28 protein-coding genes and 1 pseudogene are annotated in these 24,606 nt (G+C 60.6%); 16 read left to right on the forward strand and 13 right to left on the reverse strand.

Features of this window, described 5'->3' with window-relative positions:
- Nucleotides 1-23 precede the first annotated feature (23 nt).
- Nucleotides 24-1,004, reverse strand: coding sequence for a LuxR family transcriptional regulator (locus SB816_RS11125; protein WP_226342120.1), 981 nt, complete (start codon nucleotides 1,002-1,004; stop codon nucleotides 24-26).
- 91 nt (nucleotides 1,005-1,095) lie between these two features.
- Here SB816_RS11125 and SB816_RS11130 point away from each other — a divergent pair, with 91 nt between their 5' ends.
- From SB816_RS11130 to SB816_RS11170, 9 genes are all read left to right on the forward strand, one after another.
- The gene (locus SB816_RS11130; protein WP_031688685.1) at nucleotides 1,096-1,317 is read left to right on the forward strand and encodes a hypothetical protein; all 222 of its coding nucleotides are present in this window, start codon (nucleotides 1,096-1,098) and stop codon (nucleotides 1,315-1,317) included.
- A 15-nt stretch (nucleotides 1,318-1,332) separates the two neighbouring features.
- The gene (locus SB816_RS11135; protein WP_031688686.1) at nucleotides 1,333-2,211 is read left to right on the forward strand and encodes a helicase RepA family protein; all 879 of its coding nucleotides are present in this window, start codon (nucleotides 1,333-1,335) and stop codon (nucleotides 2,209-2,211) included.
- Nucleotides 2,201-3,070, forward strand: coding sequence for a replication protein C, IncQ-type (gene repC / locus SB816_RS11140; protein WP_031688687.1), 870 nt, complete (start codon nucleotides 2,201-2,203; stop codon nucleotides 3,068-3,070). Before SB816_RS11135 ends, repC begins: the two co-directional genes overlap by 11 nt.
- 630 nt (nucleotides 3,071-3,700) lie before the next feature.
- Nucleotides 3,701-3,988: a TraK family protein gene (locus SB816_RS11145; protein ID WP_031688689.1), complete on the forward strand. Its 288-nt coding sequence runs from the start codon at nucleotides 3,701-3,703 to the stop codon at nucleotides 3,986-3,988.
- Nucleotides 3,989-4,281: 293 nt separating this feature from the next.
- Nucleotides 4,282-4,653, forward strand: a complete 372-nt coding sequence (traJ, locus tag SB816_RS11150; RefSeq protein ID WP_031688691.1) for a conjugal transfer transcriptional regulator TraJ — start codon at nucleotides 4,282-4,284, stop codon at nucleotides 4,651-4,653.
- A gap of 265 nt (nucleotides 4,654-4,918) precedes the next feature.
- On the forward strand, nucleotides 4,919-5,704 hold the full coding sequence (gene trbJ / locus SB816_RS11155; RefSeq protein WP_031688693.1) for a P-type conjugative transfer protein TrbJ: 786 nt from the start codon (nucleotides 4,919-4,921) through the stop codon (nucleotides 5,702-5,704).
- Between the two features lie 17 nt (nucleotides 5,705-5,721).
- On the forward strand, nucleotides 5,722-5,997 hold the full coding sequence (gene trbK, locus SB816_RS11160; protein ID WP_031688695.1) for an entry exclusion lipoprotein TrbK: 276 nt from the start codon (nucleotides 5,722-5,724) through the stop codon (nucleotides 5,995-5,997).
- The gene (gene trbL, locus SB816_RS11165) at nucleotides 5,994-7,610 is read left to right on the forward strand and encodes a P-type conjugative transfer protein TrbL (protein WP_410546969.1); all 1,617 of its coding nucleotides are present in this window, start codon (nucleotides 5,994-5,996) and stop codon (nucleotides 7,608-7,610) included. Before trbK ends, trbL begins: the two co-directional genes overlap by 4 nt.
- A gap of 66 nt (nucleotides 7,611-7,676) precedes the next feature.
- A complete protein-coding gene (locus SB816_RS11170; protein ID WP_011347386.1) occupies nucleotides 7,677-7,907 on the forward strand; it encodes a type I toxin-antitoxin system ptaRNA1 family toxin in 231 nt (76 codons plus the stop codon).
- A gap of 425 nt (nucleotides 7,908-8,332) precedes the next feature.
- Here the strand turns inward: SB816_RS11170 and SB816_RS11175 are convergent.
- Nucleotides 8,333-8,440, reverse strand: a pseudogene (locus tag SB816_RS11175) (type II toxin-antitoxin system ParD family antitoxin); the annotation flags it as partial.
- Nucleotides 8,441-8,604: 164 nt separating this feature from the next.
- Here SB816_RS11175 and SB816_RS11180 point away from each other — a divergent pair.
- From SB816_RS11180 to SB816_RS11200, 5 genes are all read left to right on the forward strand, one after another.
- Complete coding sequence (locus SB816_RS11180) at nucleotides 8,605-9,174, forward strand: recombinase family protein (protein ID WP_410546970.1); 570 nt, start codon at nucleotides 8,605-8,607, stop codon at nucleotides 9,172-9,174.
- Nucleotides 9,175-9,217: 43 nt separating this feature from the next.
- On the forward strand, nucleotides 9,218-10,108 hold the full coding sequence (locus tag SB816_RS11185) for a sce7726 family protein (RefSeq protein WP_410546971.1): 891 nt from the start codon (nucleotides 9,218-9,220) through the stop codon (nucleotides 10,106-10,108).
- 7 nt (nucleotides 10,109-10,115) lie between these two features.
- Nucleotides 10,116-11,060, forward strand: coding sequence for a sce7725 family protein (locus tag SB816_RS11190; RefSeq protein WP_410546972.1), 945 nt, complete (start codon nucleotides 10,116-10,118; stop codon nucleotides 11,058-11,060).
- A 5-nt stretch (nucleotides 11,061-11,065) separates the two neighbouring features.
- Nucleotides 11,066-12,088 carry an RES family NAD+ phosphorylase gene (locus tag SB816_RS11195; RefSeq protein ID WP_410546973.1) on the forward strand — a complete coding sequence of 341 codons (1,023 nt, stop codon included), beginning with the start codon at nucleotides 11,066-11,068 and terminating at the stop codon, nucleotides 12,086-12,088.
- Nucleotides 12,089-12,153: 65 nt separating this feature from the next.
- Nucleotides 12,154-12,384 (forward strand): hypothetical protein, encoded by a 231-nt coding sequence (locus SB816_RS11200; RefSeq protein ID WP_410546974.1) that lies wholly within the window; start codon nucleotides 12,154-12,156, stop codon nucleotides 12,382-12,384.
- Nucleotides 12,385-12,848: 464 nt separating this feature from the next.
- Here SB816_RS11200 and SB816_RS11205 read toward each other — a convergent pair whose 3' ends face one another.
- From SB816_RS11205 to SB816_RS11225, 5 genes are all read right to left on the reverse strand, one after another.
- Nucleotides 12,849-13,253, reverse strand: coding sequence for a hypothetical protein (locus tag SB816_RS11205; RefSeq protein WP_410546975.1), 405 nt, complete (start codon nucleotides 13,251-13,253; stop codon nucleotides 12,849-12,851).
- Nucleotides 13,240-13,695: a hypothetical protein gene (locus tag SB816_RS11210; protein WP_336235003.1), complete on the reverse strand. Its 456-nt coding sequence runs from the start codon at nucleotides 13,693-13,695 to the stop codon at nucleotides 13,240-13,242. Before SB816_RS11210 ends, SB816_RS11205 begins: the two co-directional genes overlap by 14 nt.
- A gap of 52 nt (nucleotides 13,696-13,747) precedes the next feature.
- Nucleotides 13,748-16,006, reverse strand: a complete 2,259-nt coding sequence (locus SB816_RS11215; RefSeq protein WP_410546976.1) for a TonB-dependent siderophore receptor — start codon at nucleotides 16,004-16,006, stop codon at nucleotides 13,748-13,750.
- A 156-nt stretch (nucleotides 16,007-16,162) separates the two neighbouring features.
- Nucleotides 16,163-17,002, reverse strand: a complete 840-nt coding sequence (locus SB816_RS11220; RefSeq protein ID WP_026382904.1) for an AraC family transcriptional regulator — start codon at nucleotides 17,000-17,002, stop codon at nucleotides 16,163-16,165.
- A 326-nt stretch (nucleotides 17,003-17,328) separates the two neighbouring features.
- A complete protein-coding gene (locus SB816_RS11225; RefSeq protein WP_144657800.1) occupies nucleotides 17,329-18,102 on the reverse strand; it encodes a hypothetical protein in 774 nt (257 codons plus the stop codon).
- A gap of 233 nt (nucleotides 18,103-18,335) precedes the next feature.
- On the opposite strand from SB816_RS11225, the gene SB816_RS11230 reads away from it, so the two are divergent.
- Nucleotides 18,336-19,472 (forward strand): hypothetical protein, encoded by a 1,137-nt coding sequence (locus tag SB816_RS11230; protein WP_372412656.1) that lies wholly within the window; start codon nucleotides 18,336-18,338, stop codon nucleotides 19,470-19,472.
- A 30-nt stretch (nucleotides 19,473-19,502) separates the two neighbouring features.
- Here SB816_RS11230 and SB816_RS11235 read toward each other — a convergent pair whose 3' ends face one another.
- The 6 genes from SB816_RS11235 to SB816_RS11260 form a co-directional block, all read right to left on the reverse strand.
- Nucleotides 19,503-20,477, reverse strand: coding sequence for a zinc-dependent alcohol dehydrogenase family protein (locus tag SB816_RS11235; RefSeq protein ID WP_410546977.1), 975 nt, complete (start codon nucleotides 20,475-20,477; stop codon nucleotides 19,503-19,505).
- Between the two features lie 79 nt (nucleotides 20,478-20,556).
- Complete coding sequence (locus SB816_RS11240) at nucleotides 20,557-20,859, reverse strand: ArsR/SmtB family transcription factor (RefSeq protein ID WP_054415662.1); 303 nt, start codon at nucleotides 20,857-20,859, stop codon at nucleotides 20,557-20,559.
- Between the two features lie 163 nt (nucleotides 20,860-21,022).
- Nucleotides 21,023-21,778: an SMP-30/gluconolactonase/LRE family protein gene (locus tag SB816_RS11245; protein WP_410546978.1), complete on the reverse strand. Its 756-nt coding sequence runs from the start codon at nucleotides 21,776-21,778 to the stop codon at nucleotides 21,023-21,025.
- 13 nt (nucleotides 21,779-21,791) lie between these two features.
- Nucleotides 21,792-22,760 carry a zinc-binding alcohol dehydrogenase family protein gene (locus SB816_RS11250; RefSeq protein WP_064528828.1) on the reverse strand — a complete coding sequence of 323 codons (969 nt, stop codon included), beginning with the start codon at nucleotides 22,758-22,760 and terminating at the stop codon, nucleotides 21,792-21,794.
- Between the two features lie 22 nt (nucleotides 22,761-22,782).
- Nucleotides 22,783-23,271, reverse strand: a complete 489-nt coding sequence (locus SB816_RS11255; RefSeq protein WP_269875496.1) for a YybH family protein — start codon at nucleotides 23,269-23,271, stop codon at nucleotides 22,783-22,785.
- A gap of 133 nt (nucleotides 23,272-23,404) precedes the next feature.
- Nucleotides 23,405-23,851: a MarR family winged helix-turn-helix transcriptional regulator gene (locus tag SB816_RS11260; protein WP_054415657.1), complete on the reverse strand. Its 447-nt coding sequence runs from the start codon at nucleotides 23,849-23,851 to the stop codon at nucleotides 23,405-23,407.
- Nucleotides 23,852-24,046: 195 nt separating this feature from the next.
- Here SB816_RS11260 and SB816_RS11265 point away from each other — a divergent pair, with 195 nt between their 5' ends.
- Nucleotides 24,047-24,604, forward strand: coding sequence for a hypothetical protein (locus SB816_RS11265; protein WP_410546979.1), 558 nt, complete (start codon nucleotides 24,047-24,049; stop codon nucleotides 24,602-24,604).
- Nucleotides 24,605-24,606 lie beyond the last annotated feature (2 nt).

The following is a 24,606-nucleotide window of genomic DNA, read 5'->3' on the forward strand; positions in this document are numbered from 1 at the left end:
GATTGTTTCGTCCTATTAGTTGGTCAATTTGGTTGACGCCGCGAGCGCGACTTTGAACTCAAGTGGAACATCGCAGGGATCGACGCCAGTGCCTTCGATACGGCTTGGCGTTCTATACCTAGCTTTCGCGCAATCTCCGACTGGTTGAGCCCAGACCACTGGAGCATCAGCATCAGTTTTTTGCGGTCTGACAGCTTTGAGTCCACCATGAGCCGCGCTTGATTGCGCAACTCCGCTTTGTCTGCTGGCTGAAAGGTTTGGCCGGCGACGTAGTGGAAGAAGTAGCTGTCAACCAGTTGATCGCCCGATTTCACTTGAGGCGTAGCTGGCTTTGCGCACTGCTGGCTGAGCCTGGCAAGTTCGAGATCGAACTGCGCGAGTGAGCGTCTTGCTTGTCTGTATGAGGGATTCCATGCGCCATTCGGCAATTTGGGCCGGTGATCCAGGCAGTACAGGCTGCTGAGTCGAAGTTTCTCCTCGGGGTCGTCAGCCTTTGGGTCATCGCTCCCACCGGCGAACGAGGTCAACTCGGCGAGTGCTCCGCAAAACCGGCAGAAGCCCTGCTGACGTTCACCATTCAAGCGGGTGTCGCGCACCTGTGACTTGGTTGGTCGTTTGCAGGCACAGTCCCACACCAGTTCGATCAGTGATTCCAGCGTTGCGACAAAACGCTGATCTCTCGCAGACTGTCGATCTTCCGTGAGAACGAACGCGCGCAGCAATTGCCGCTGCAAGCGAACCATCGCATCAAGCCCCACCAGTCGAATGATCGCGCTGAAGCTCACTCCCGTGCCGGCGCCGGGGACGTGGCCCGAATAGCGCACTGGAAGGGCTGCCATGTAGGCGGCCACGGCGGGATCGATCAGCTCCTGTATCAATCGCACGATGGGATAGCGCCGCGAGGATGCGGAGTACGGCCGCCAGCGATCCTGAAACTGCCGGATGGCTTCCGAGACGGTGGGGTCGCAACCTTCCCAGATAACGATGATTGGGTCATTCTTCATGTCAACCATTTTGGACAATTAATAAGATGTAGGCAACCCCCAATAGCACCTAACCTTCGTAGCAATTCAGTTGATAACGGAGGTTTACGCAATGACGATAGAAGACACGCTGCTGCAACGCTTCGGCCCACTGCTAAGCATCGCGCAGCTCGCCACTGTCCTTGATCGCTCGCCTGATGGACTGCGGATCAGCTTGCGCGCAACGAACGAGTGGGCGCAGCGAATCAACAAGGCCCGCTTGAAGATCGGCCGGCGGGTCTACTTTCGAACCTCGCAGATCGCCGAGGTGTTGAGCGACGAGTCCTTGTACTGAGCGGGGAACAGCGTCATGGCGATTGATGTACTGGCGGCGTTTGAGCACGAACCGCCGGTGCTGGACTTCTTATGGCCTGGCTTCCTGGCGGGAACGGTCGGCGCGCTCGTCGCCCCAGGGGCTACGGGCAAGAGTTTCTGGGCGCTAGAAGCGGCCATGAGCATCGCATGCAGCGTTCCGGGTGGCGACCTCGTGGGCCTTGCCCCCGCACATTCCGGGCGCGTGGTCTATCTGGCCGGGGAAGACCCGCCGCCCGCGCTTGTGCGGCGCGTTCACGCCATCGGCCAACACCTCGGGCACGCAGCTCGCCAAGCCATCGCAGAGAACTTGGTGCTTGAGCCGATCATGGGCAAGCGCATGGACATCATGAACAAGGCTCACCTGCGCCGCGTCATTGAGGACGGTGCCGGGGCGAGGCTGATTGTGCTGGATACCCTGAGCCGTATTCACGCCCTCGATGAGAACAGCAACGGCAACATGGCCCACCTCGTGGCCGTGTTGGAGCACGTTGCGGCCACCACGGGCGCATCCGTGCTCTACCTACACCACGTCAGCAAGGGAAGCGCCCGCGAAGGGCAAACCGACCAGCAGCAGGCTGCGCGTGGCGCATCGGCGTTGATTGACAACGCCAGGTGGTGTGGTTACGTCGCTCGTATGACCGAGGATGAGGCAAAGCGCCTCAGCGACCGCCCCCACGACCGGCAGCCCATCGGTAATGAGCGCCGCAGCTACTTCGTGCGTTTCGGCGTCAGCAAGCAGAACTACGACGCCACGCCGCTTGATCGCTGGTACATGCGGCACTCCGGCGGCGTACTGGTGCCAGTGGAACTGCATGAGGCCCGCAGGAGTGAGGAGAAGGGATGCGATGGCCGGAGGCGAGGCGATGGCTTTTGACCTCACCCATGCCAGGCACGATCCAATGCACTGCTTGGTCCCCGGCTTGTTCCGCAGTCTCAAGCGCGGAGAACGGAAGAAACTCAAGCTCGATGTGACGTATCACTACGCCGAGAATGAACAAGCGCGGTTCGTCGGCTTTGAGCCGCTCGGTGCCGATGACATGCGGCTGCTGCAAGGTCTGGTGGCTCTTGGCGGGCCGAAAGGCATTATCCTGACGCCGGAGCCAACAGCAGACTTACCGAAGCAGCTCCGTCTATTCCTTGAGCCGAAATTTGACGCGGTAGGGCAGGATGCGCTTGTCGTGAGAGAGAGCATGACCAGTCTACTAAGCGAGATCGGCTTGACCGATGGCGGCGACAATATCAGGGCGATCAAGGCGTGCTTGCTGCGCATGGCAAACGTGACAGTGGTAGTCACCAAAGGGAGCAGGCAACGGTCTTTTCACTTGATGAGCTATGCCTTCGATGAGGAGGACGGACGGCTATTCGTCGCGCTGAATCCTCAGATTGCAGAGGCGATTCTTGGGCGGCGTCCGTATACCCGCATTGAGATGGCCGAGGTGCGGGCGCTACAAACCGATCCGGCCCGCCTGATTCACCAACGACTATGCGGCTGGATCGATCCTGGCAAAGCCGGCCGCGTGGAACTGGATACCCTTTCCGGTTACGTTTGGCCGGACGAAGCGAACACTGAGGCCATGAAAAAGCGCCGTCAGAAGGCCCGCAAGGCGCTGGCCGAGCTTGCTGCCGTGGGCTGGAAGGTGAGCGAATATGCGGAAGGGAAGTGGGAAATCGGGAGGCCGAAGCCCGTAGTAACGTTCCCCAATCTCCGTAGCAACGTTCCCCTTCATCCGTAGCAACGTTCCCCGCCAAAAACTGGAAAACACAGTAACGGCGTGGGCTTGCGGCCAGTTCGAAAATTCCATCCATGATCTTCCAAGATCATCCACTAGGCGCGGCATTTGCCGCCGCCCTGTAGGGCGACGCCAAGCCCTTGCCGATGGTCGGCCTTCGGCCGTTGAGTTGTACGCCAGAAGGGTGGTCAGCTCCGGTCGGTCCTTTTTTAGCGGCTAAAACGCTACGCCCCTCAAGTGTCAATGGACTGACGTTGTATGTTGTAGCGCGCTATAACATACAACAGTTCTATTCGGTGCCACGGTCACATATGGCCCACTTTTTTTGGCGCGCCCACCAAGCTGCAGCATCGTCATTTTCGGCGAGGCTGGCCATTGTCTCCGTTCCGACGATTGCGGCCGGCTGAGCATTGACTCTTGAGGGGCAGCAAGCTGCCAGGCAATCTTTCGGCTCCCTTTTTGGCGTTCAACTTTTCCGTGGTGCTGAATCTGAGTGGTGCCTATCGCGGTTTCGATAGACGTGCTTGCGTCACTCGCTTCATGTCAACCAGTTTGGCCAATTATTGGAATGTTGCGCAGGCTGCCAATCCGTAACCTTCGGAGTAGTTCAGTTGATAACGGAGGTTTACGGATATGGCGACAAAGATTGAACAGGAACTGGCCGCGCGGCTCATGCGCGCGCAGCAGACCGGGCGGCTGAAGCGGAAGGACTACTTGCCCGCGTTCATGGCGGCGCGCTCGGACGTGATGGAAGCAATGGCCGCAGGCTTTGCGCTAAAGATCATCTGGGAGCACATGCACGAGATCGCGCGCATTCCGTTTCGCTATGAGACTTTCCTGAAGTACGTCCATCGGCACATCACCAACGCGTCGGCTGGTTCCGAAAATCCCATAACTCAACCGCAACAAGCGGCGGAATGAATCGCTGCGATACGCAAATGGATCGCTGCAAGCGCACGGAAACCATGCGGAAACCGGCCATTACTGTTCATTTTTGCGCTGTTGCGTTCCAAACGTGCGGTTTCCGCGAAAGATTTGCGGTGCCGGACGCGGACTTTCCTTGGAGTAATCAACGCCGTTATGCGGGCAGGATGTGTGAAGTAGGCCCACCCGCAAGCGGGTGGTCCTTCTTCACGTCCCCTTATTCGCGCCGGGGGCGCTCAACGGGGCATCCTGCTCTGCGAGGCTGCCGGCTACCGCCGGCTGGAGAATGAATGGACGACGCGAAGAGAGTCACGCGGAAGAGCAGCCCGCCCATCAAGGTGTACTGCCTTCCCGAAGAGCGTGAACTGATCGAGGCGAACGCCAAGAGGGCGGGGATCAGCGTTGCGCGCTACCTGCGCGACGTGGGCCAGGGCTACCAGGTCAAGGGCGTCATGGATTACGAGTACGTGCGCGAGCTGGTGCGCGTGAATGGCGACCTTGGCCGGCTGGGCGGCTTGCTCAAGCTTTGGCTCACCGACGACCTGCGCACGGCCCGCTTCGGCGATGACACGATCCTTGCCCTGCTGGGTCGGATTGAGGCCACACAGGACGAAATGAGCCGGCTCATGAAATCTGTGGTGCAGCCTAGGGCCGAATCATGAGAGTTTTAGCCGCTAAATTACAGTGTGCTCCACGCGACACAAGCCTCTTCCGGGCCGCCGGCCTGGGCGTTATCAACACTTGGGAGGACGCATAAGGCCAGAGACACCCCATAAGGGCCGAGAACAGAAACACTGAAGTCCGGGCCTCAGTGCCAAGGGCGATACCGATTAGCTAGTGGCGTAGCTCTTCGATGAAACCTTGCCGTGGGCAAGCGCGAGCTTGGTCAAGGCATTGCCTTTCTTTCATCGAATGGAGATTGCGACCATGAAGCACGTCCGTTTTTTTGCGGCTAAAACCGCGCTCGCCGCCGTTCTGGCCGGCTGCATCGTCATCACGCCTGTGCAGGCGGGTATCCCTGTCATCGACGGCACCAACCTGTCGCAGAACATCATGACGGCCATCGAATCGGTGGCCCAAACGCTCAAGCAAATTGAGCAGTACAGCACCCAGCTCCAGCAGTATCAGAACCAGCTCCAGAACACGATGGCCCCGGCCGCGTATATCTGGGATCAGGCGCAGTCCACCATCAATGGGCTGATGAACGCCGTCAACACGCTGGACTACTACAAGACGCAGCTCGGCAGCCTGGACAGCTACATCAGCAAGTTCCAAGACGTGAACTACTACAAAGAGTCGCCGTGCTTCTCGGCTACTGGCTGCTCGGCCGCCGAATTGACCGCCATGAACAACGTGCGGCAGCTCGCCAGCCAGTCGCAGAAGAAGGCCAACGATGCCTTGTTCAAGGGCTTGGACAAGCAGCAATCGAATCTGACGGCCGACGCGGCGACGTTGCAGCGCCTCCAGTCGGCCGCGCAGGGTGCGACCGGCCAGATGCAGGCCATCGGCTACGCCAACCAGCTCGCCAGTCAGCAGGCCAACCAGCTCTTGCAGATTCGCGGCCTGTTGATTGCGCAGCAGAACGCGGTGGCGACCAAGATGCAGGCCGACGCCGACCTTGAGGCCCGGCAGCAGGCGGCGCACGCCACTTCGACCGAATCCCGGATCGGGAAAACGGCCAGCCCGAAAAACTGGCTCGAACTGACCCGCTGACCAGGGAGGCCCACACCATGAAAACGACGATGCTGCTTGCCGGCCTCGTGGTGGCGCTGCTGGCCGGCTGCGACAACAAGCCGGCCACCCAGGCCATGCCAGAGGTCAATGACGCGAACTGCCAGATCGAGAAAATCAAGAAGATCGAGGACAAGGCGACACGCGAAACCTTCGCGGGGTTGTGCTCGCGCCGGTCGCCGACCGGCGGCGGCATCGCCCCGACCGAGAAGCCGATGAACTGGCTGGAGCTGGCCGACCCGAAAGACCTGAAGGGACAGGAGGCGAAGCCATGAAAGCACTGCACAAGGCGGCGCTGATCGGCGTCGCGCTCGCGCTTTACTCCTCGGCCGCGTCGGCCCAGCTCACCAATCAGGGGATGCTTGACCAGGTGGTGACGGAGTTCGCCACGCGGGCCACGGCCTGGCAGACGGTGGTGATGAATGCCGCGACATTCTTGTTCTGGACGCTGGGCACGATCTCGCTGGTCATCACCTTCGGCTTCATGGCGCTGCGCAAGGCCGACATTGGCGAGTTCTTCGCCGAGTTCATCAGGTTCATCCTGTTCTTCGGCTTCTTCCTCTGGTTGCTGCGCAATGGGCCGAACTTTGCCAACTCGATCATCCAGTCGCTGTCCAGGATTGGCGAGCAGGCTTCCGGCATCTCCTCGATCACGCCGTCGGGCATCGTCGATGTGGGCTTCCTGATCTGGAAGCAGGCCATCAACAACCTGTCGGCCTGGTCGCCTATCGACAGCTTTGTAGGCGTGATCTTGAGCGCCGGCATCCTGCTCCTGCTGGCCGTCATCGCCGTGAACATGTTGCTGCTGCTCGTGTCAGCCTGGCTGCTGTCCTATGCCGGCATCTTCTTCCTCGGCTTCGGCGGCTCGCGTTGGACGTCCGACATGGCGATCAACTACTACAAGACCGTCCTGGGCGTGGCCGTGCAGATCATGACGATGGTGCTGCTGGTCGGCATTGGGAACGATCTACTGTCCAGCTTCTACGCCAAGATGAACAAGGGCACGCTGAACTTTGAAGAGCTGGGCGTGATGCTGGTTTTCTGCCTGGCGTTGCTGATGCTGGTCAATCGTGTGCCGCCGCTGGTCGCCGGCGTCATTTCCGGTACGGGCATTGGGAACGCTGGCGGCATTGGCAACTTCGGCGCGGGCGCTGCTGTAGGTGCCGCGATGGGCGCGGCCAGTGTTGCGGCCGGCGCTGCGAGCATGGCCGGTGCTGCCGTGATGAGTGGTGCGGCCAACATCGCCGGCGGGGCTTCGGCCGTCAAGGCCGCTTTCGAGAAGGCGCAGGGCAGCGCGACGAGCGATGCCGGCGCGGGCATGGACATGATGGCGAGCATGGGCGGCGCGAGTACATCGAACGCTCAGGATTCAGCCGGCGCAGAGGGATCGCCGTTCGCGCAGGCGGCAGGCTTTGGCGGTTCATCGTCGGATGGCGGCAGCTCGGCCAGATCGAAGGGTGGCGACAAGGCCAGCGTCGGCGACAAGGGCAGCAGCTCGACGGCCAGCACCGGCAACGGTGCCGACAAGGCTGCCAAGAGCGAACCCAAGCCTGCTGGCGGGGCAGGACAGGGGCCGCAGGCCGCACCAGGCAGCACCGGCCCCGTTGGTTTGACTCGTGCCGCAGCATTGGCTTCGGGCACCGCTGGCGAGCTGGCGAAGGGTGCGGGTACTGTGCTCAAGGGCAAGGCCATGCAGCTTGCGGAGAGCTTCCAGGAGCGAATGGGCCAAACGATCGGGGGCCAAATGGCAACAGCGATCCGAGCCAGCACAGCAGCAGAGGCTCCGGCCTTCGACGGCGACAGCTTGGCCGGCGAACAGGCCGGCAATCAGGCGGCCGATCCCGATGATGAAGTCGCTGCTTTCGTGAATCGCTCGACGCCGGCATGAAAGGCGCGTCGGCCGGCGTGGGGCCGGCCGACACTTCCACTAACCCACCTGATGGAGAGGTGAATCATGGCAACCTTGAATCCTACCAACGCAACTCAGGCAGTGCATCATGCGGCCGTGCAGCTCGCGGCCCTAGACTGGATTGACCAGGATGCAGCCCGGCAGCTCGGGCCGCTGGCCGAAGCAGTCGCCAATGCCTTCATGGTCGTGTTCTACCAGGCCGAGACAGGCCGAGCGACGCCGGCCGACTTCCGTGAGGCACTGAATGCCGTGCGCCAGTCGCTTCACCCCGCGTAAGCTACACACCAGGAACAGCAAGGGCGGCCATTGGCCGCCCTTGTCGTTTCCGGGCCTGCATCGTCGGAAGTGGCGATGCGCGCCGGCGCTCGAGCATCGCCAGATCGGGCGATGACGCCCCGCCTTACTCTTCCCCTTGGCGTGGATCTCGCATCGTCATTCCCGGCGATGAGATCCACCTGCAGCACCGCCAGGAATGGCGATGCTGGCCAGCGCGCTCACCACGCGATGCCGTGCATGGTTCGCGCACGTGCCGCGACCTGGTGCGCGTGCTCGATATAGGCCGGGTCGGCCGTGGCCTCGGCGTCGGCCAGGAATGCGGCCACGGCTTCGGCAGTGGTCAGGTCTTCGGCTGGGTCAAAGGGCGTAAGGAGTTCTAGGCCCGCATCGACGCGGCGGACCAGCTCGATAGCTTGGGCGATGTCAGCCAGACGGGCGCGCACCTGGTCAGTGGTAACGGCACGGCCTGGGTCGGCTTTGAGCGCATCAAAGGCCGGGCCTACTTGTGCATGCAGCCAGGCTTCCTCGGCTTCCTTCCTGCCCATGGTTCACTCCTCTGCTGGATTCTCAAAATATCTCACATGCTGTCCATGAAACGGTGGTTTTTTGGACAGCCACCAGTATCAGTTTTCGCTCCCTTTTAGCTACCAACAAGTGTTAAGATAGCTGTCAATTTTTCAGTGTTCTGATCGCGTCAATGAATCAACGCATTGGTTACGCCCGTGTATCGACGGATGACCACCACCTAGACTTGCAGCGCGACGCGCTCATGCAGGCTGGGTGTGGCGTGATTTATGAGGAAGCGGCCAGCGGTAAAAGCGCATCCCGCCCAGAACTTGAGCAGTGCCGAAAAGCGCTGCGGGCTGGTGACACACTCATTGTCTGGCGGCTGGATCGATTGGGGCGCAGTTTGCCTGACCTAGTTCAGATCGTGGCAGATCTTGAACAGCGCGGCGTCGGTTTCGAAAGTCTGACGGAAAAAATCGAGACCAGCAGCGCGGCGGGCAAGTTGGTTTTCCATGTGTTCGCAGCTCTGGCTGAGTTCGAGCGGGGCTTGATTCGGGAGCGCGCTCGGGCTGGACTATCTGCTGCTCGTGCCAGAGGTCGCGTCGGTGGTAGGAGACCCAAATTGGACGAGCAACAGGTGCGTGAAATCAAGGTGTTACTACGCGACCCTCATATCCAGGTGGCTGATGTGGCTCGTCGTTATGGAGTGTCGCGCACAACTTTGTATAAGCACGTGGGCGTCATAGCTCCAAGGATATGAGGATATAGGATGCTCGCGAAAAACGCATGCTTGAGGTGAGGGTATGAAGACTCACAGCTCAGTGCAACTTTCTGCTTTGACTCGGCTGTTCTCCGCTGCCGTTTTCCGTGAAATGGCAAAAAAAGGTCAATCTGGCCTGTTTCGTCGACTCCTGACGCAGACTGAATTGATTGAGCATTTTGACCAATGCGTGACTGTTGGGGATATCTTCGATTCTGCATTCGATATTCTGAAAATTGCAGGGCAGCGCGACGAATACGTCTATCGAGCAGCGATTACTCAGAAAATTTTGATGGGAACTCATTCGCTCCGTACGGCCTCAATGCTTAATGAGTTTCGTGTTGGCAGCTGCAAAGCTGATCTCGTTATCTTGAATGGCACCGCGACTGTCTACGAAATTAAGTCGGAACGCGATTCTCTTTCACGGCTTGTCAACCAGGTCGAGAACTACAAACGAGTTTTCGCGGCAGTTAATGTGATCGCAAGCGAAGGCCACATCGATGGTGTATTGAAAATAATCCCGGATGACGTGGGAGTGATGTGCCTTTCTAAGCGATATCGTATTACACAGGTGCGCGAAGCAATAGTTTGTCCAGATCGGATCTGTCCGGTGACAGTGTTCGAGTCGTTGCGAATGGCCGAGGGCATCGCAATTTTGCGGGCGATGGGCGTGACAGTACCAAATGTTCCAAATACGCAGAAGCACGCTGCCATGCGGGATCTCTTTACTGCGCTTGACCCAGTTGCTTTACATAGAGAGATGGTACGGACGCTCAAGCGGACGCGTGATCTTGCACCACTCAGCGACTTCGTAGATCGCTTGCCTAGATCTTTGCAGGCTGCGGCGTTGTCGATACCTGTGCGCCATTCTGAGCATTCGAAACTCATTGCTGCTACAGCAACTCCGCTACACTCGGCCATGAATTGGAACTAACCGACTTATGTACCATCCCTATTTCCGCGGAAAACAATTTGAGCTCATCACGATTCGCGAGATGGCGAAGTTGCTTGCTGAAAAAGAATTTATACCCGTGATCGAGCCAGTACGCGAGTCTCTCGGCGGTCTCAAGAAGACTTTGAGTGCGGTATCCGACTCGGGCGGACGCGCAATTGTAATAGTCAACCCTTATCACGGTGACCATCAGGAAGATGGTGCAAGTATCACCGGTCTTCTACAAGAGGATTTTAAGGATACTGGAAATATTTCTGCCGGCATTCTTTTGCGTAGTGATATGACGGTCGAGGAGGTTATGACTTGCTATGACCAGCACGGTGATCATCAGCCAGTTCTAATTCACGCAGGCTTTACTGCGGCTAAGGCATTGGCAGTGGAGCTGGGGGACAAAATGGCTGGTCTCACTAACGTCTTCGTCGAAGATCAAGCCAATACGCTATACCGGAAACATTTTGAGGGCACTAACCGCATCTTGATTCGGGATGGATTTAAGCGAAGGAAAAATGCTGAATTTGCTAAAATTCCAGTCGAGGAATTTTCTGAGCTACATTTGACCTTTCAGAGTGATCTGGGGATGAATGGCTTTGGCGATTTTCTGACGGTTGGCGATGTTTATTCTGATGGCGGCGGACCTGCTTATGCCGTTGCAATTCATCTTACCTTCATTGACCCTAATGCTGATGACGTGATGCGTATTTATCATTTCGTCTCGACCACGAATGATACGCCAACCGATCCTGCCGGAAAATTTGCTCAGGCTCTGGCAAAGTTAATTGAGAAACTGGATAGTGGTACGTCCCATATCCTCGAAACCGAGGCAATCCAGGAATTTCGTGGCCTGCATGCTAAAGGTCATTTTCCTGGTCTTGGTTACGTCAAAAAGCTCTCGATGAAGCATCACATCGAGACGCTTGCTGCTTATTTCGATTGAACTGCATGGCAAAGCGTTTTTGTTGCCCGGAATGCTTTGACGATCGCGCCCTCCGCGATCAGCTTTTTCCGTCGCTCGATCCTGCCCATGGGACATGCGATTTCTGTGGAACTGCTGAAACCCCGCTTGTTGAGCCAAGCAAGCTTGCCAACTACTTCGAACTGCTCGTCAATGTCTACGAGCCGAGTGAGGATGGGAGGTTGCTTGTCGAATGGATGAAGGACGACTGGCAGCTCTTCAGCCATCAGCGCATGGACATCGCCCACGCTAAAGAACTTCTCGGAGAAATTCTTGATGACGGCGAGATCGTCAGGCGTAGTTTTGCTCCGTCGGCAAGTTACATCAGTGAAGGCCTCGCACAGTGGGACAAGCTGCGCGACGAGATGATGTATGGGAATCGCTGGTTTCTTGATGTTGCTATTGATCTAGATCGTCTCCGCCAACTCCTCGACATGCTGCTGGCCCCTGAATTGCCTCAGCAATGGTATCGAGCGAGAATCCGTACCGACGACAATATTTTTCCCATCGATCAAATGGGAGCCCCACCGAAGCGGCGTTCGTCACATGGTAGAGCCAATCCGGCGGGTATCCCTTATTTGTATTTAGGGTCACTCCCAGATACAGCCGTTGCGGAGATTAGGCCTCATACTGGCGAGTATGCATGTGTCGCCGATTTTACGATTCCAGATATAAAGGCTGTGGATTTGCGTAATCCGCGCAAACTGGTTTCACCGTTCATCTTGACGGATGCAAGCGAAATTGGTCAGCTGCGTGCTGACTTACCTTTTCTTGAGCGCCTAGGTGATGAATTGACGCGACCCGTTCAACCAGCTGGTGCGGCGATTGACTATATTCCGAGTCAGTATCTTTGTGAATTCATTAAAAAGAGCGGCTTTGACGGCGTCGTCTATCGAAGTTCTGTTAGCGATGGCATCAATCTCGCCTTGTTCAATCCTGAGCAGGCGGTTGGCGGGGGTGTAGCGCTCTATAACGTGACCAAGGTATCGGTCCAGGTCGCTGGCGCTTAATGAGGCTCTACATACAAGCCTATCGTTGACCTCGATTGCCGGATAAAAACGCAGGAGGAAGCAACATGACCAAACCGTATCAGGAAGACCAGGGAGAGCCGTTTTTCATCACTGAGGAAGTCGAGGCCGATCTTGTCGCGGCTGGACATGTATTCGAGCAACCAGGGCACGTCAGAACCAAGAGCCTGCGCGAAGTCCTGGTGGGCCTCCCTGACGGCGAGCTGGCGGCTTGGCCCGACGCGCTATCGAAAGGGGAAATCGAGCGCCGACTGACTGGTCAGGATCACTCCGTCTGACGATATCAGCTTAGACCCGCTTAGTGTTTAATGGTATTTTTCATGGTATCCATAATTAAATAATCTATAAACCATTGTTTTTAAACATGTTTTTGTTTCAAAATACAATCGAGTGGGAGATTCCGCTTCGCTTCGCGAACGGTAAATGAAAAAGGCGCTTCGGCGCCTTTTTCATTGGTTGGGGACTGCTGCTGAAGCAGGCGGAGTCACTGTCGAGCGCTTGATCGAAGTGGGTGTGGCGTAGTGGGGGGGCTTCGGCTCCTGGCTAGACAATGTGAGATTGGAGCCGGATGGCAATGCGCTCGAAAGCGTCGCTACTCCATCTTTCGCACTGGCAAAAGACGCGCCTTTCTGGCGATAAAGCGTTTATTGATCACAGCCCATCAACAGTCAGGCCCGCATCGCGCCGCGACAATGCGCAGCGATACGGTTGCATCAGCGCTCGGACACTGCGTAAGCCATCATCAACCGGGTGACCCCCCCTCCTTCGAGAGCAATGCTCTAGCCATCTCCACGGCCTCCTCACGCGAAGCCGCCAGAAGCAGCGGGTAGCCCCAGAACTTGGCGAAAAGGACGGCGAATGCCTTGTAACCCAGGCGTTTGGCCTGGTTGGGTTCGATCTGAATCATGGCCAGAACCTGCTTTCGCAATTGGGCCTTGTGCTTTTTCATCCAGAGCGCGAGGCGTTTCTTCTCTTCCGGCGAGTGCTGGTGTTCCTCCGCGGGCGGCGCGGTATCGCTCAAGATGACGAAGGGCTCGTCGCGCCGCAAATTGGCTTCGAACGCGTCGAAGTCCTTCTGGTGATCGTGTCCGGGTCCCTGCGCAAGATTCATCCAGACCAAGGGGAAGTCAGAGCTATTCATCGGCATGGCCGTTTTCCTTGTTTTTGATGCGACGCCAGGTGGCCGCGATAGCGAACACGCCGGGCAGCGTAATGAAGAACACAGCCGAAAAGGCCACGTGCCAACCGTCACGCAATCCGTCGGCGATTCCCCCGAGGGTATTCAGAACGACAAGCAGGCTGCCCAGGACCAGCGCAACCCACTGGGTCTTACGGGTTCCGATCAGCGCGAAGAGCACCGCGACGATCCAGCAACCATAGAACGTGGGAAACATCCACAGTACGTCGGGCTCAAACGTGATCGCCGGTGTTGCTCCTTGCGCTCTCACGAAGTCATTGACGTAAAAGAACAACTGGAAGGTGACGAACAGCACTGCGCCAGCGGCTGTCGTCAACCAGAACAAGGCGACCTTGTCGGGTTTGTTCACGGCCAGGGTTTGCGCGAGGGGCAGGGGAGGCTTGAGGGGCATAAGGGCTTTCTCGATGGGTTTGCGACTGCGGAAGCGTTCGCCTGGGTTCAAATCAATACCGATAGTTCAGCGTGACCATCACGTTGCGTGGCGCGCCATAACCCACGGTGTCGAAATCGCCTTTTTGCTGCGCGTATTTCTTGTCCAGAACGTTGTTGACGTTGACGGTGACGTTGGTCTGCTTCGTGACGTCGTAACGGCCCATCAGCGATACCAGCGCATAGGAGCCCTGTTCCCCGCCCAGCGAACTGGTGCCGGTATTGGGCGCCTGGTAAAAGCGGCTTTGCCATTTGATGCCTCCGCCCAGCGTCAACTTGCTCCAATCCCCCGGCAACTGGTACGTGGTGAAAAGCTGCGCGGTGGTGCGCGGCAGTTGCGAATTCAAGCGAACGCCATCGCCGTCTTGCGCCGTGAAATGAGCGATACCCGCATAGATGTTCCAGCCGCGCGCCAGCTCGCCCTGCAAGTCCAGCTCGATCCCTCGGGATTTCGTCCCGTCCGCGCCTTTGTAGGCCTGGCCGCCGGCTGGCGTATAGGAGCCGGCGACGATCTGCGCCGCGTTGTCGAGCCGGGTCTCGAACAAGGCCACCGACGCATTCAGGCGCCCGTCCAGGTAAGCGCCCTTGAGGCCGATTTCCTTGGTCTTTCCCTTTGACGGCGTGAGCACGTTGCCATTGCTGTCGCGATAGTCGGTCTGCGGGTTGAAGATGCCCGTATAGCTGACGTAGGCCGAATAGGTGTTGTCGATGTCGTAGATCAGGCCGGCATACGGCGTGAATTCGTTGCGCTTCTTGTAGTGCAGCGAGCTGCCGTCGGCGGTATCGTCGATTTCGTAGTTGCTGAAGCGGCCACCCACGATGAGTTTCAGGGGCGCGGCCAGCGAGAAGCGGGCCGCGCTGTAGACACCGCTCTGCTTGATTCGGGTGCGGGTCGGTATCCAGGGCATGGCTTCGAAGTCGGGGCGGGGCAAGGCCGGAGTCAAGTCATAGATGTTGACCGGTGTAAAGCCCGGATAGAACGGCGCGATGTCCTCCTGGCTGGCCGTGCGGCGCGAACTCGTCGCCCCGACCACCAGGTCATGCTGGCGGCCGAGCAGTTTGAAGGGGCCGCTCGCCATCACGTCGAAGGTGTTTTGACGGCTGCGGGCTTCGGACGCCAGTGCTACCGGATAGGCCCCGGAGGGAAAGAATCCCAGTCCCGTGGCGCGATCGGGGCGGCCGACCAGGCCGGCCAGTTTGGCATCGGATTCGGTGCGGTACTGGTTGGCGATGGCACGCAGTTTCCAGCCGTTGTCAAAGCGGTGCTCGACCTCGGCAAACGCCGTCTTGAGGGTGTTGTCCCAATGGCTCCAGTCCTGCGCGTAAGTCCTGGAGCGTGAATATTCCGCCTGCGTGCCGTCGCTGAACCATAGTGGCAATCCACCCCAGGTGGCGCCCTTCGGCGTGATGTCCTGGTAGTCATAGCCCAGGCTCACCGTCGTGTCCGGGGTCAGGTCTGCCTCGATGATGCCGTAGAACGACTTCCTTTCCGGTCTGTAGCCGTCGAGGTACGAGTGCCCATCTTGGTAAGTGCCGACGAGGCGGGCGCGGATGCGGCCGTCCTCGGTCAGCGGCGTCGAGATGTCGCCCATGCCCCGGTAGGTGTCCCAGCTCCCCGCGCCAAGCGAAGCGGCGGCCGAGAAATCACGGGTCGGTCGCTTGCGCACCAGATTGATGGCGGCCGACGGGTTGCCGGTGCCGGTCAACAAGCCGGACCCGCCGCGCACGACCTCGACGCGATCATAGAACGCGGTATCGATGGAACCGATTCCGCTCCCGTTGACGGTGTTGCCGACGACGGTGGGGATGCCGTCGTACTGAACGTTGTTGATCAGGAAACCACGCGAATAGAAACTCGTTCGTTCGCTGTCGGACTGGTAGGAGGCGATGCCCGTCGTGTTATCCAGCACGCTCTGCACCGAATTCAACTGCTGGTCGTCCATGCGCTGACGCGTGATCACCGTGACCGCCTGCGGCGTTTCCCGCAGCGACAGCGGCAGGCGGGTGGCGGCCGTTGTTTCGCCCGTCGTATAAGAGCCCGTACCTTCGGTGGTCGCCGTATCCGTGCGGCCGGTTACGGTTATGGCCGGCAAAGCGATTTCCCCTTGAGATGCTTCCCGCGCCTCGGGTTGGGCCGGCGCGGATTCCGCGGCAAATACGCCCTGTGCGCTAATGAAAAAAACGGCCGCGGCGGCCGAGCCGAGCGCGCTACGGGGCGCAGCCCTCATGGAGTGACCATCCGGACGAGAACGGACGAAGCGTTCGTTCGGCATATTCATCGGCCAACGGGGCTTCCCAGCGGGGGTGAGAGTAGGCATCAACAAGACTCATTTGCATTTGGATGCCAAATTAAACACTGCGCATGGGGCGGCCACATGGCGAAACTGGGCCAGATTGTTATTCAGTTAGGCCAGATCCCGTCAGGGCGTTCAATCGGGAAGCGTGATGCCGGGAACGCCAGCCAGCGCTTCGCCGTTCAGGCGATCCGAGAGGTATCGTGCCGGCGGCTTGCCCATTGCCTTGCGGAACATCGTTACGAACCCGCTCGCGTTTTCGTACCCGAGCTCCAAAGCCACCGTTTGCACGCTTTCGCCCTTGGTCAGGCGTTGCAGGGCAAGGATCACATGCAGTTGCCGACGCCAGCGTCCGAAGCTCATGCCAATTTCGTGCAGCAGAAGACGGCTCATGCTTCGCTCGCTCATGCCGATGCGAATAGCCCAGTCGGCCTTCGAGGTCTTGTCCGTGGGATCGGCCAGCATCATTTGCGCCAGGCGGCGCAAGCGCGTGTCGCGCGGCATGGGCAGATGCAGGTCTTCGACGGGCGCTTCCACCAGCTCGTCGAGCAACGCGGCAATCAACCGGTCTTCCCGTCCCCCCAGCGGATATAACTCAGGAAAACCGGCCGCCCGCAGCAGCAATTCGCGCAGCAGTGGCGATACCGAAATCGTGCAACAGTCTTTGGGAAGATCCGGTGTGGCGTCCGGCTCGACAAACAGGCAATAGCATTCCGTTTCACCGGCCCCGCGCGCCGCATGGGGTAAATCTCCCGGTATCCAGATGGCGCACTGTGGCGGCACGATCCAGACGCCGTCTTCAATTTCGCAGTTGAGGATGCCTCGCACGGAGTAGATCAGTTGCGCCTTGCGATGCTGGTGCCTCGCGTTCTCCCAGTCCTTTCTTACCGATGTGGCACTCAAGGCGACAACGGGGCGCGAGACGCTATCGACATCCCTTGGCACGGTTAGATCGGTGATTGCGACGCGCGACATTGTGTCTCGTAGCGGCTCGGATGGAAAATGAGGCTTTGGCCTGAACGAAAAATATTATGGTCATCTTGCTCAATTGCGTCCAGTGGCGCCAAAACCAAGGTGCGATTCACCGTGCTGCCCGGTCGTGCTGTACGGGCTGCGGCGGGAGCCGTCGGTTGCTCGGGCAGGGGACTCGCCAGCCACGATGTCCGGGACGCCGGTCATAAGTGAGGAGGTGGTGTCGCATTGCGAACGGTAATTGAAAAAGGCGCCTTGGCGCCTTTTTCATTGCTCGCGTTTGCCGCGTCAGGGCGCGCGGCGTCACATGCGGATGTCGGTGCGGCAGCCTACGGCTTGCTGGACGCAAAGCGCCAGCAGGCCGTGCGCGCCTTGCTGCCGACGCTGATCTGGTTCGTGTCGAACGACTCGATCAGGGGCTGTCCGCCGACGCAGGCGACGATGAACGTGGCTTGCGTGTCGTAGCGATATGCCAGGCGGTGCGTGGCGCCGGGCGCGAGCCCCAGGTCCTGGGTGACGTAGGTCCGTTTCGTGCGGGAGAACTCGCTGTTGTGCGAGGCGCAGACCGTGCCGTCCTTCTGCCCCTTGGCGGCGTACACATTGCAGTAGCCGACAGCCACTGACGCCTTGCAGGTGTTGGTGTAGGTGATATAGCCGTCGGCCGTCCGCCCTTGCTTGAGACATTCGCTCTGGTTGGGGCCGTAAACCAGCGTCTGGCTTGCCGGCTTGGGCTTGGCGGAGGCATTGGCGGCGGCGCCGGCCGATGCGGTCTTCTTGGCATTCGGACTCGAACTGGCGGCCGCCTGTTTCAGCATCTCATCCCTGGCTTTCTGAAGGGCGCCGAGTTGGCACGTCCGCCAGGTTTTATAAGGACCTGCGGGAATCCTCCCCAATTCATCGCGGGTGAGGTCTATCTCTTGGTCTATTACATTGGTGTTTTTGCTTGCCTGGAAGCTCTCCTGATAGCGCTGCAGATTTTTATTCAACCCATTGGCATATTCGGGGCCATAAACTTGAATCTGTTCAGCCTCACATGCCGCCAGGGCATATGGGGAGGCCAGGCTGCAGATGACGAGGGCAATGATTCGACTGGCAATTTTCATGGCGGCGGTCCTGCGCGTTGTGCGGTATCGGGATGGGGAACGTGGACGGGGGGGACAATATTCGAAACCCGCCGACGCGCGCATCTCCAAGATTGGGGATGCGCTGCGGCATTTACATCAGCTAATGGCTCGGCACAGATCGCAAGAGTCACGGGTAAGAACGACCCATCCCTGCGGTACGATCTCCGCTCCCGCAGCGTCCCCCAACAGATCAAGAAAACGGAGAAACCCGAATGCGCATGAAGGCCCTTGCACTGTGTTTGATGACTGGGTTCGCCGCCACGGCCGCGGCCCAGGACAGCACCCTGACACTGCGGCAGGCCTTGAAGCAGATGCCGCAGGTGGTGCTGTCCAGTACCGACGCGATGCAGATCGTTTTCCTGGATGTGCAGGCCTGGCGCGGCCTGGAGCCGGCTGCGCCCTCGGCGGACGGCATGCGGCGGCTGAGCATTGCGCGACAGATCCGGCCGCTCGAATCCATCGGGTCTGGCTTGCAGTCCTGGTCAGAGAACGCGAAGGTGCCGTTCGATGAGGTGGCCTTCTTCGCCGGATTTGGCCGCGCGCCCGCCAACATCAGCTATTGGGGCTTGAAGAACAAGGAGGCCGTCGGGAAGCTGGTCGCCAGCCTCAAGCGCATCGATTTTGCCGCGGTGGAGGGCGATGCGCCGGGCCTCATCGCCAATGACAGCGAAGGCAAGATGAATCTGCAAAAGGCCAACCAGCAGGATCCCTGGCGCGGCATGATGGGCATGCCGAGTTTTGTCCTGCCGTTGAACCGGGCGCTGATCCAGGCCTCTTCGGCCAAGGGGATGCAGATACTGGCCCAACCCACGCCGTCGGTGGCCGATAGCGAAATCGTGGCCGCCTCGCTTGCCGGGCTGAAGGAAGGCGTGCCCGCGGACCGGGGGCAGATCGTGCAGGCCGCGGTCATCTCTCCCATCATGGGCCTGGCCACGGTGGATCCCGCGAAGGTGCTGTTGTCGACGAGTGTCGATGCGGATATCGCCAAGCAGAATCTCAAGGCCGCCGTCGAAGCGAACCGCAAGGGTATTCCGCCGTACTTCTCGGGGATCCTGGCCGATGCCCAGGTCAATAAGCTGCCCGCGGTCGTGATTTCCCTGGCTTACGCCGATTGCGCCACGGCCAGGCAGGCCGTCGACGGGATCCGCGCCGCCTGGAAGCAGAGCATGGCTGGCGCCCAGGATGCCAAGGTGGCCGGCACGACGGTGCAGGCCGGCAAGCTGTGCGCCGCGGTCGTGAGGGCGACCGCGCCCAAGGCGGATGATGCCGGCAATCCGGTGCTGGCCGAGGTGATGAATCGGTACATGCGCCGCGAGTTCACTTTGCTGCAGATCGGCACGGCGCCCTGAGCGTAGCCGCGGGGGGCGGGTTGGTGCGGTCTACGCAGCCGCCCGGTCCGCCACCGCAATCGCAATCTTCCCCCGCAACCCATTAGTCGCGCTCTCCAGCCGCGCATGCGCCGCCGGAATATCGGCAAGCGAATACACCGCGCCCACGTGCGGCCGCAGTTGACCACGCTCGACCAACGCGCTCAGCTCATCCAGCTTGCCGCGATTCTGGCGCGTGAACACGAAGTGGAAGCTGGCGTTCCTGCCCCAGGCCTGGATCAGATTCTGCGGCTGGGCGATATCGACAATCGAAACGACGCGCCCCAGTTGCGCCAGCGCGTCGGGGCTGCGCGATAGCGTGTTGCCGCCGATGGTGTCGAACACGACGTCGACGCCGCATCCGCCGGTCTCGCGCTGGATCGCGTCGACATAATCTTCCTTCTCGTAGTCGATGACGACGTCGGCGCCCAGGCCGCGCACGAATTCGACATTGCCTTCGCGCACGGTTGTGTAGACCCTGGCGCCGATGGCTTTCGCGAGCTGGATCGCGACATGGCCGACGCCGCCGGCGCCGCCGTGGATCAGGATGCTTTCGCCGACGCGCAGCCCGGCGCGCACCACCAGGGCTTCCCAAGCGGTGCCGCCGACCAGCGTCAGGCTGGCCGCTTCCAGGTGGCTCAACGAGGCGGGCTTCCTGCCGATGATGTTCTCGGCGGCCACGTGGTATTCGGCGTAGCTGCCTGGGCCATCGAAGATCTGCGGGGTGTACCAGACTTCATCGCCGGGGGCGAAGGCCGTCACGCCCGGGCCGACGGCTTCGACCACGCCGGAGACGTCGTGGCCGGTGATGGCGGGCAGGGGCACCAGATCGGGGTAATCGCCACGGCGGACCTGGTAGTCGAGCGGGTTGATGGAGGTGGCGTGGACGCGTACCAGGACCTGGCCGGGTTGTGGAACGGGTTTGGGAACGTCGCGCAGTTGCAAGGAGTGGGGGCCGCCAAAGGCGGTGAGTACGATGGCTTTCATGGAGGGGATCCTTATTTCGGTAAAACGGGATATCGCAAAATGTCGATTTGATGGGTCAAAAAAAAGCGAAGCCGGAACCCTACAGCTCTTTCCCGATGATCTCGGCCAGGGCGCTGATGGCGGCTTCGTTGCGCTTGTAATACGTCCAGGAGCCGATGCGGGTGGCTTCGACCAGGCCGGCGCGTTGCAGCGTGGCGAGGTAGTCGGACACCGTGGACTGCGACAGCCCGACGCCTTCCTGGATGCTGCTGACGCAGACGCCGACCGTATGCACATCTCCCTCGTCCTGCGGGGGGAAGCTGTTCACGGGGTCCTTCAAACCCTTCAGGATTTCAAGGCGCGTGCGGTTGGAGAGGGCTTTGAAGACGTCGAGCAGGTCCATGGGAAGGATGATATCGGAACTTCGCGATATGTCAATATCGCGAGCCACCGCGCGCCAGCCGGTAGATGCGGCCGATCGAACCTGAAAGGGCTGTCACGTAGATGTCGGGCGGTTCCGTCGCAACGGCCAGATTCGAGTGGTGCTCGCCGGGGATGTCCCGCACCTACAGCAACGCTCCTGTACGGTCCAGCACCCAATAGCCGCCGCCGTTGTACAGGGCGACGTACATCAATCCATCCGGTCCGATGCGAACGCCATCCGGCGTATGCCGCCCCTTGGACGAGGGCGGGGCCAGGGCGTCGAGCCGTGCGAACACACGGGGATGAGTCAAGGTGCCGTCGCCGGCCGTCTGGTATTGCAGGATGCTGTCCGTGCCGCTCTCGCCGACATACAGGGTTTGTTCATCGGCGGCCAGCGCGATGCCGTTCGCATTGTCGAGGCCGCTGGCCACTTCCTCGGCGACGTCGCTTGCTTTGGGCAGGAAAAAGACCTTGCCTTCGCCCGGCCGCTCTCCGGACGCGGTGAAATAGAGGTCGCCCCGCCGGTTGGCGATCAGGTCGTTGGGGCGGTTGAATCGTTCGCCCGATCGCGCCTGGCGGACAGCGCCCAGTCGCTTGCCATCGAGGGAAATGTTCTCGATCACGCCGCCGTCGTAGCAGGCCACCCACAGCGTGCCGTTGGCGGCCGCCAGCCCATTGGCGCCGCAGCCGGGCAGGGCGGCAACCACCTTGTGGCCCGTGGCGTCGAGCTTGTTTACCGTCGAGGCCTGGTAGTCCACGAAATACAGCGTCTGGTTCACGAGAATGGTGCCTTCTGGAAAGCCCAGGCCGTCGGCGACGACATTGATTGCCGTGGATTCGGCGCAGGCGCTGCTCGCCAGGGTCGCGGCGAGCAAGAGGCTGGTGAGAAGTCTGGACATGGAAGGGCTCCGGTCAGGGGATCATGATGACCCGGCCGAAGGCCTGCCGGGACATCACATGGCGATGCGCCGCGCGGACATCGCTCAAGGGGAATGTCTTGTCGATCGCCACGCGCAGTTCCCCCGCGGCCACGCGCTGCAGCAGCGCCTGGACGCTGGCGTGCACGCGCGCGTGCTCTTGATCCAGGAGCGTCGGGAAGAAAACGCCGTGCAGGCTCTGGTTGCCGCGCCAGAGGCTTACCGGATCGAGTTTTTCCTGGTCGCGCCCGGACACGCCCACTGTCACCAGCCTGCCTTTGTAGGCCAACGCCCGGACCCCGCGCGCCAGGGTGCTGCCCGCGATGCTGTCGACGATGACATCCACGCCACGCCCGGCCGTGAGGCGGGAGATCTGCTCCACAAAGTCGCTGCTGGCATAGTTGATGCCTGCCGTCATGCCATAGGCGCTCAGCCGCGCCAGCCGCGCGTCGTCCGATGCCGTGGCGTACACCGTCGCGCCGGCGCGATGCGCCAGTTGAATGGCGGCCAATCCGAGCGCCCCGGCGCCGGCATGTATCAATACGGTTTCGCCGGCGACCAGGCCGCCTGCCGCAAAGAGGCATTCATGCGCGGTTCCCCAGGCGACGGGTACCGCGGCGGCGGTTACCGTGTCCAGCGTCGCGGGGATCAGCCAGGTGTCCGCGGCCGGCGCGGCGACGCGTTGCGCATGGGATCCCCAGCCCAATACCGCGACGACGCGGTCGCCGGGTTTTCGGTCGCGCACCTGCGCGCCCACGTCCAGGATGGTGCCGGCGCATTGGTATCCCACGATGTGGGGAATCCGCGCCAACGGGCGGATCTCGCGATTGATGAGGTCGCCGCCTTCCACGGAGATCGCCTCGATGCCGATCAGCACGTCATCGGGACCGCAGACCGGTTCGTCGACTGTTTCGTAGCGGAACACGTCAGGCGAGCCGTTTTCATAATAGACCGCTGCTTTCATGGTGAATCTCCTTCCTGGATCGCTATTGCGCGGAAATGGGAACGATCGAGCCGATGCGCCAGCCCGCCGGTGTGCGTACCGCCACTTCGTAGACCAGGTAGGCGGCCGTGCGCGCGTCGGCGGCGGTGCGCCCCAAGGTGATCCGGGTCGGGGCGTAGAGCTGGGCAACATCCGGCGTCAGGGGAACGATGCGCAGCTTTGCCAGGTCGGGCTCGAATTTCCAGATGCCCTTGAACGTCTCGCGGAAGTGTTCGATCAATTCGGCCTTGCCCCAGAACTGGTATGGCCGGGCGACGAACGTCACCGGGTCGCCCTCGGCGCCGGACGGGGCGAAAACAGCGCTGAAGGCGTCGAGGTCGTGGGCTGTCGCCGCCCGGGCCTGTTGTTCAAAGACCGCCTGCACCTGTTGCCGATCGGCGAGCGTGAATGCGGCGCCGGCGCCGGCGTGGGCGGCGAGCGGCATGGCGCTGGCCATGCCGCCGAGCAGCGCCATTGTGAATGCCGTCTTCATCTTGTGCAGCCGCAAGGCGGCCTGCGGCATCGCGAGAGAGGGGTTCAACATGATTTAGCCTTATATGCCCATATTTGGAGGCATTGACGGAACCTGGGCGCGTCACGCAATGCGGCTGAGGGGGGGCGGGGTATTAGCTTGGAACCGAAAGGTCCAGGGTGGTGATGCGGTGCATGATGCGCCGCATCGCCAGCGCGTCTTCCTTGCCGAATACGGCTTCGAACTGTTGCTGGGCGCGTTGCCAGGCCTTTCTGCCCGCGGTTTCCATCTTCACGCCGGCGTCGGTCAGGGTGATTTCCCTTTCCCGGCGGTCCTGCCTGCCTATGGATATGCGGATGAGCCCGTCGCGCTCGAGAGGGCGCAGGTTATGTCCCATCGTTGCGCGATCGGTGACCAGGTGCTCGGCCAATTCGGCGATCGTGAGCGGCCCCCGCGTGGCGAGCAGATTCAGGATCGCGTATTGCGTGTTGCGCAGGTCGGCCTGGGCCAGGCACTGGTCGTAAAACCGGCCCAGGTGACGGGCGGCCTTGCGGATGGCGGTGCTATTGCAAACCCCGGGAGGCAGGTCTTGTTGGCTCATGGGTCGGATCGGTCAGATGATGGCGCAATATTACGGGCATATAAGTGTATTTGTAAAGACCATGCGGCAGCGAGACTGCCGCCAGCCCGGCGTGCCTTAGACTATCGCAACATTGCATTGCGGGTCGATGCGTCCGCTCCCCTATCCATACCGCGCCAGATGACACCTTCATTGTTCCGAGCAAGCGTTTTCGCCATGACCCTTCTGGCGTCCACGATCGTCCACGCACAGCAGCCGCAGGTCGGCGCATGGCGCAAGGTCTTCGATTCCCGGCTCGACAAGCAATTCCATTTCTCGATGCTGCCCGCCGCCGCGCCGGTGGCGAGCAAGTGGGCGGCCTTCGACGCCAAGGGCGGCAAGGTGGTGTGCTGCCTGGTGGTGCAGGGCGAAGCGGTCACCGAGGCCGAGCTGGAAAGCGCCTACGACATTCCCGGCCCGTGGATCACCGACCTGACCAACGGTTGGAACCTCGACGCCGCGCCGTACCGGCCGCGCGTGCAGTTGCTGCGCGTCGAAGGGGCGCTGGCCGGGCACGAATTCGGCGGCGGCGCGGATGCGCGGGGCGGCTTGCTGGTGCCGGCCGATGCCCGCGCGGCGGCGCGGGATGCACTGGAGATTGGCGACCAGCGCTACACCGTGACGCGCAAAGATGCTTCGCTGGCCGACGACGATGGCGGCGTCACCACCTACAGCCTGCGCCCGGCCTCGGGTGGCGCGGCATTGAAGGTGGAAGTGCCGTTCGCGACGTATTGAGC

The organism is Achromobacter sp. SIMBA_011, from assembly GCF_046535435.1.
GTDB lineage: Bacteria > Pseudomonadota > Gammaproteobacteria > Burkholderiales > Burkholderiaceae_B > Achromobacter > Achromobacter dolens.

What these genes read in the sequence shown, in the direction of transcription:
- SB816_RS11125 (WP_226342120.1), bottom strand. Translation starts at nt 1,004, where the DNA reads ATGAAGAATGACCCAATCATCGTTATCTGGGAAGGTTGCGACCCCACC.
- SB816_RS11130 (WP_031688685.1), top strand. Translation starts at nt 1,096, where the DNA reads ATGACGATAGAAGACACGCTGCTGCAACGCTTCGGCCCACTGCTAAGC.
- SB816_RS11135 (WP_031688686.1), top strand. Translation starts at nt 1,333, where the DNA reads ATGGCGATTGATGTACTGGCGGCGTTTGAGCACGAACCGCCGGTGCTG.
- repC (WP_031688687.1), top strand. Translation starts at nt 2,201, where the DNA reads ATGGCTTTTGACCTCACCCATGCCAGGCACGATCCAATGCACTGCTTG.
- SB816_RS11145 (WP_031688689.1), top strand. Translation starts at nt 3,701, where the DNA reads ATGGCGACAAAGATTGAACAGGAACTGGCCGCGCGGCTCATGCGCGCG.
- traJ (WP_031688691.1), top strand. Translation starts at nt 4,282, where the DNA reads ATGGACGACGCGAAGAGAGTCACGCGGAAGAGCAGCCCGCCCATCAAG.
- trbJ (WP_031688693.1), top strand. Translation starts at nt 4,919, where the DNA reads ATGAAGCACGTCCGTTTTTTTGCGGCTAAAACCGCGCTCGCCGCCGTT.
- trbK (WP_031688695.1), top strand. Translation starts at nt 5,722, where the DNA reads ATGAAAACGACGATGCTGCTTGCCGGCCTCGTGGTGGCGCTGCTGGCC.
- trbL (WP_410546969.1), top strand. Translation starts at nt 5,994, where the DNA reads ATGAAAGCACTGCACAAGGCGGCGCTGATCGGCGTCGCGCTCGCGCTT.
- SB816_RS11170 (WP_011347386.1), top strand. Translation starts at nt 7,677, where the DNA reads ATGGCAACCTTGAATCCTACCAACGCAACTCAGGCAGTGCATCATGCG.
- SB816_RS11180 (WP_410546970.1), top strand. Translation starts at nt 8,605, where the DNA reads ATGAATCAACGCATTGGTTACGCCCGTGTATCGACGGATGACCACCAC.
- SB816_RS11185 (WP_410546971.1), top strand. Translation starts at nt 9,218, where the DNA reads ATGAAGACTCACAGCTCAGTGCAACTTTCTGCTTTGACTCGGCTGTTC.
- SB816_RS11190 (WP_410546972.1), top strand. Translation starts at nt 10,116, where the DNA reads ATGTACCATCCCTATTTCCGCGGAAAACAATTTGAGCTCATCACGATT.
- SB816_RS11195 (WP_410546973.1), top strand. Translation starts at nt 11,066, where the DNA reads ATGGCAAAGCGTTTTTGTTGCCCGGAATGCTTTGACGATCGCGCCCTC.
- SB816_RS11200 (WP_410546974.1), top strand. Translation starts at nt 12,154, where the DNA reads ATGACCAAACCGTATCAGGAAGACCAGGGAGAGCCGTTTTTCATCACT.
- SB816_RS11205 (WP_410546975.1), bottom strand. Translation starts at nt 13,253, where the DNA reads ATGCCGATGAATAGCTCTGACTTCCCCTTGGTCTGGATGAATCTTGCG.
- SB816_RS11210 (WP_336235003.1), bottom strand. Translation starts at nt 13,695, where the DNA reads ATGCCCCTCAAGCCTCCCCTGCCCCTCGCGCAAACCCTGGCCGTGAAC.
- SB816_RS11215 (WP_410546976.1), bottom strand. Translation starts at nt 16,006, where the DNA reads ATGCCGAACGAACGCTTCGTCCGTTCTCGTCCGGATGGTCACTCCATG.
- SB816_RS11220 (WP_026382904.1), bottom strand. Translation starts at nt 17,002, where the DNA reads ATGTCGCGCGTCGCAATCACCGATCTAACCGTGCCAAGGGATGTCGAT.
- SB816_RS11225 (WP_144657800.1), bottom strand. Translation starts at nt 18,102, where the DNA reads ATGAAAATTGCCAGTCGAATCATTGCCCTCGTCATCTGCAGCCTGGCC.
- SB816_RS11230 (WP_372412656.1), top strand. Translation starts at nt 18,336, where the DNA reads ATGCGCATGAAGGCCCTTGCACTGTGTTTGATGACTGGGTTCGCCGCC.
- SB816_RS11235 (WP_410546977.1), bottom strand. Translation starts at nt 20,477, where the DNA reads ATGAAAGCCATCGTACTCACCGCCTTTGGCGGCCCCCACTCCTTGCAA.
- SB816_RS11240 (WP_054415662.1), bottom strand. Translation starts at nt 20,859, where the DNA reads ATGGACCTGCTCGACGTCTTCAAAGCCCTCTCCAACCGCACGCGCCTT.
- SB816_RS11245 (WP_410546978.1), bottom strand. Translation starts at nt 21,778, where the DNA reads ATGTCCAGACTTCTCACCAGCCTCTTGCTCGCCGCGACCCTGGCGAGC.
- SB816_RS11250 (WP_064528828.1), bottom strand. Translation starts at nt 22,760, where the DNA reads ATGAAAGCAGCGGTCTATTATGAAAACGGCTCGCCTGACGTGTTCCGC.
- SB816_RS11255 (WP_269875496.1), bottom strand. Translation starts at nt 23,271, where the DNA reads ATGAAGACGGCATTCACAATGGCGCTGCTCGGCGGCATGGCCAGCGCC.
- SB816_RS11260 (WP_054415657.1), bottom strand. Translation starts at nt 23,851, where the DNA reads ATGAGCCAACAAGACCTGCCTCCCGGGGTTTGCAATAGCACCGCCATC.
- SB816_RS11265 (WP_410546979.1), top strand. Translation starts at nt 24,047, where the DNA reads ATGACCCTTCTGGCGTCCACGATCGTCCACGCACAGCAGCCGCAGGTC.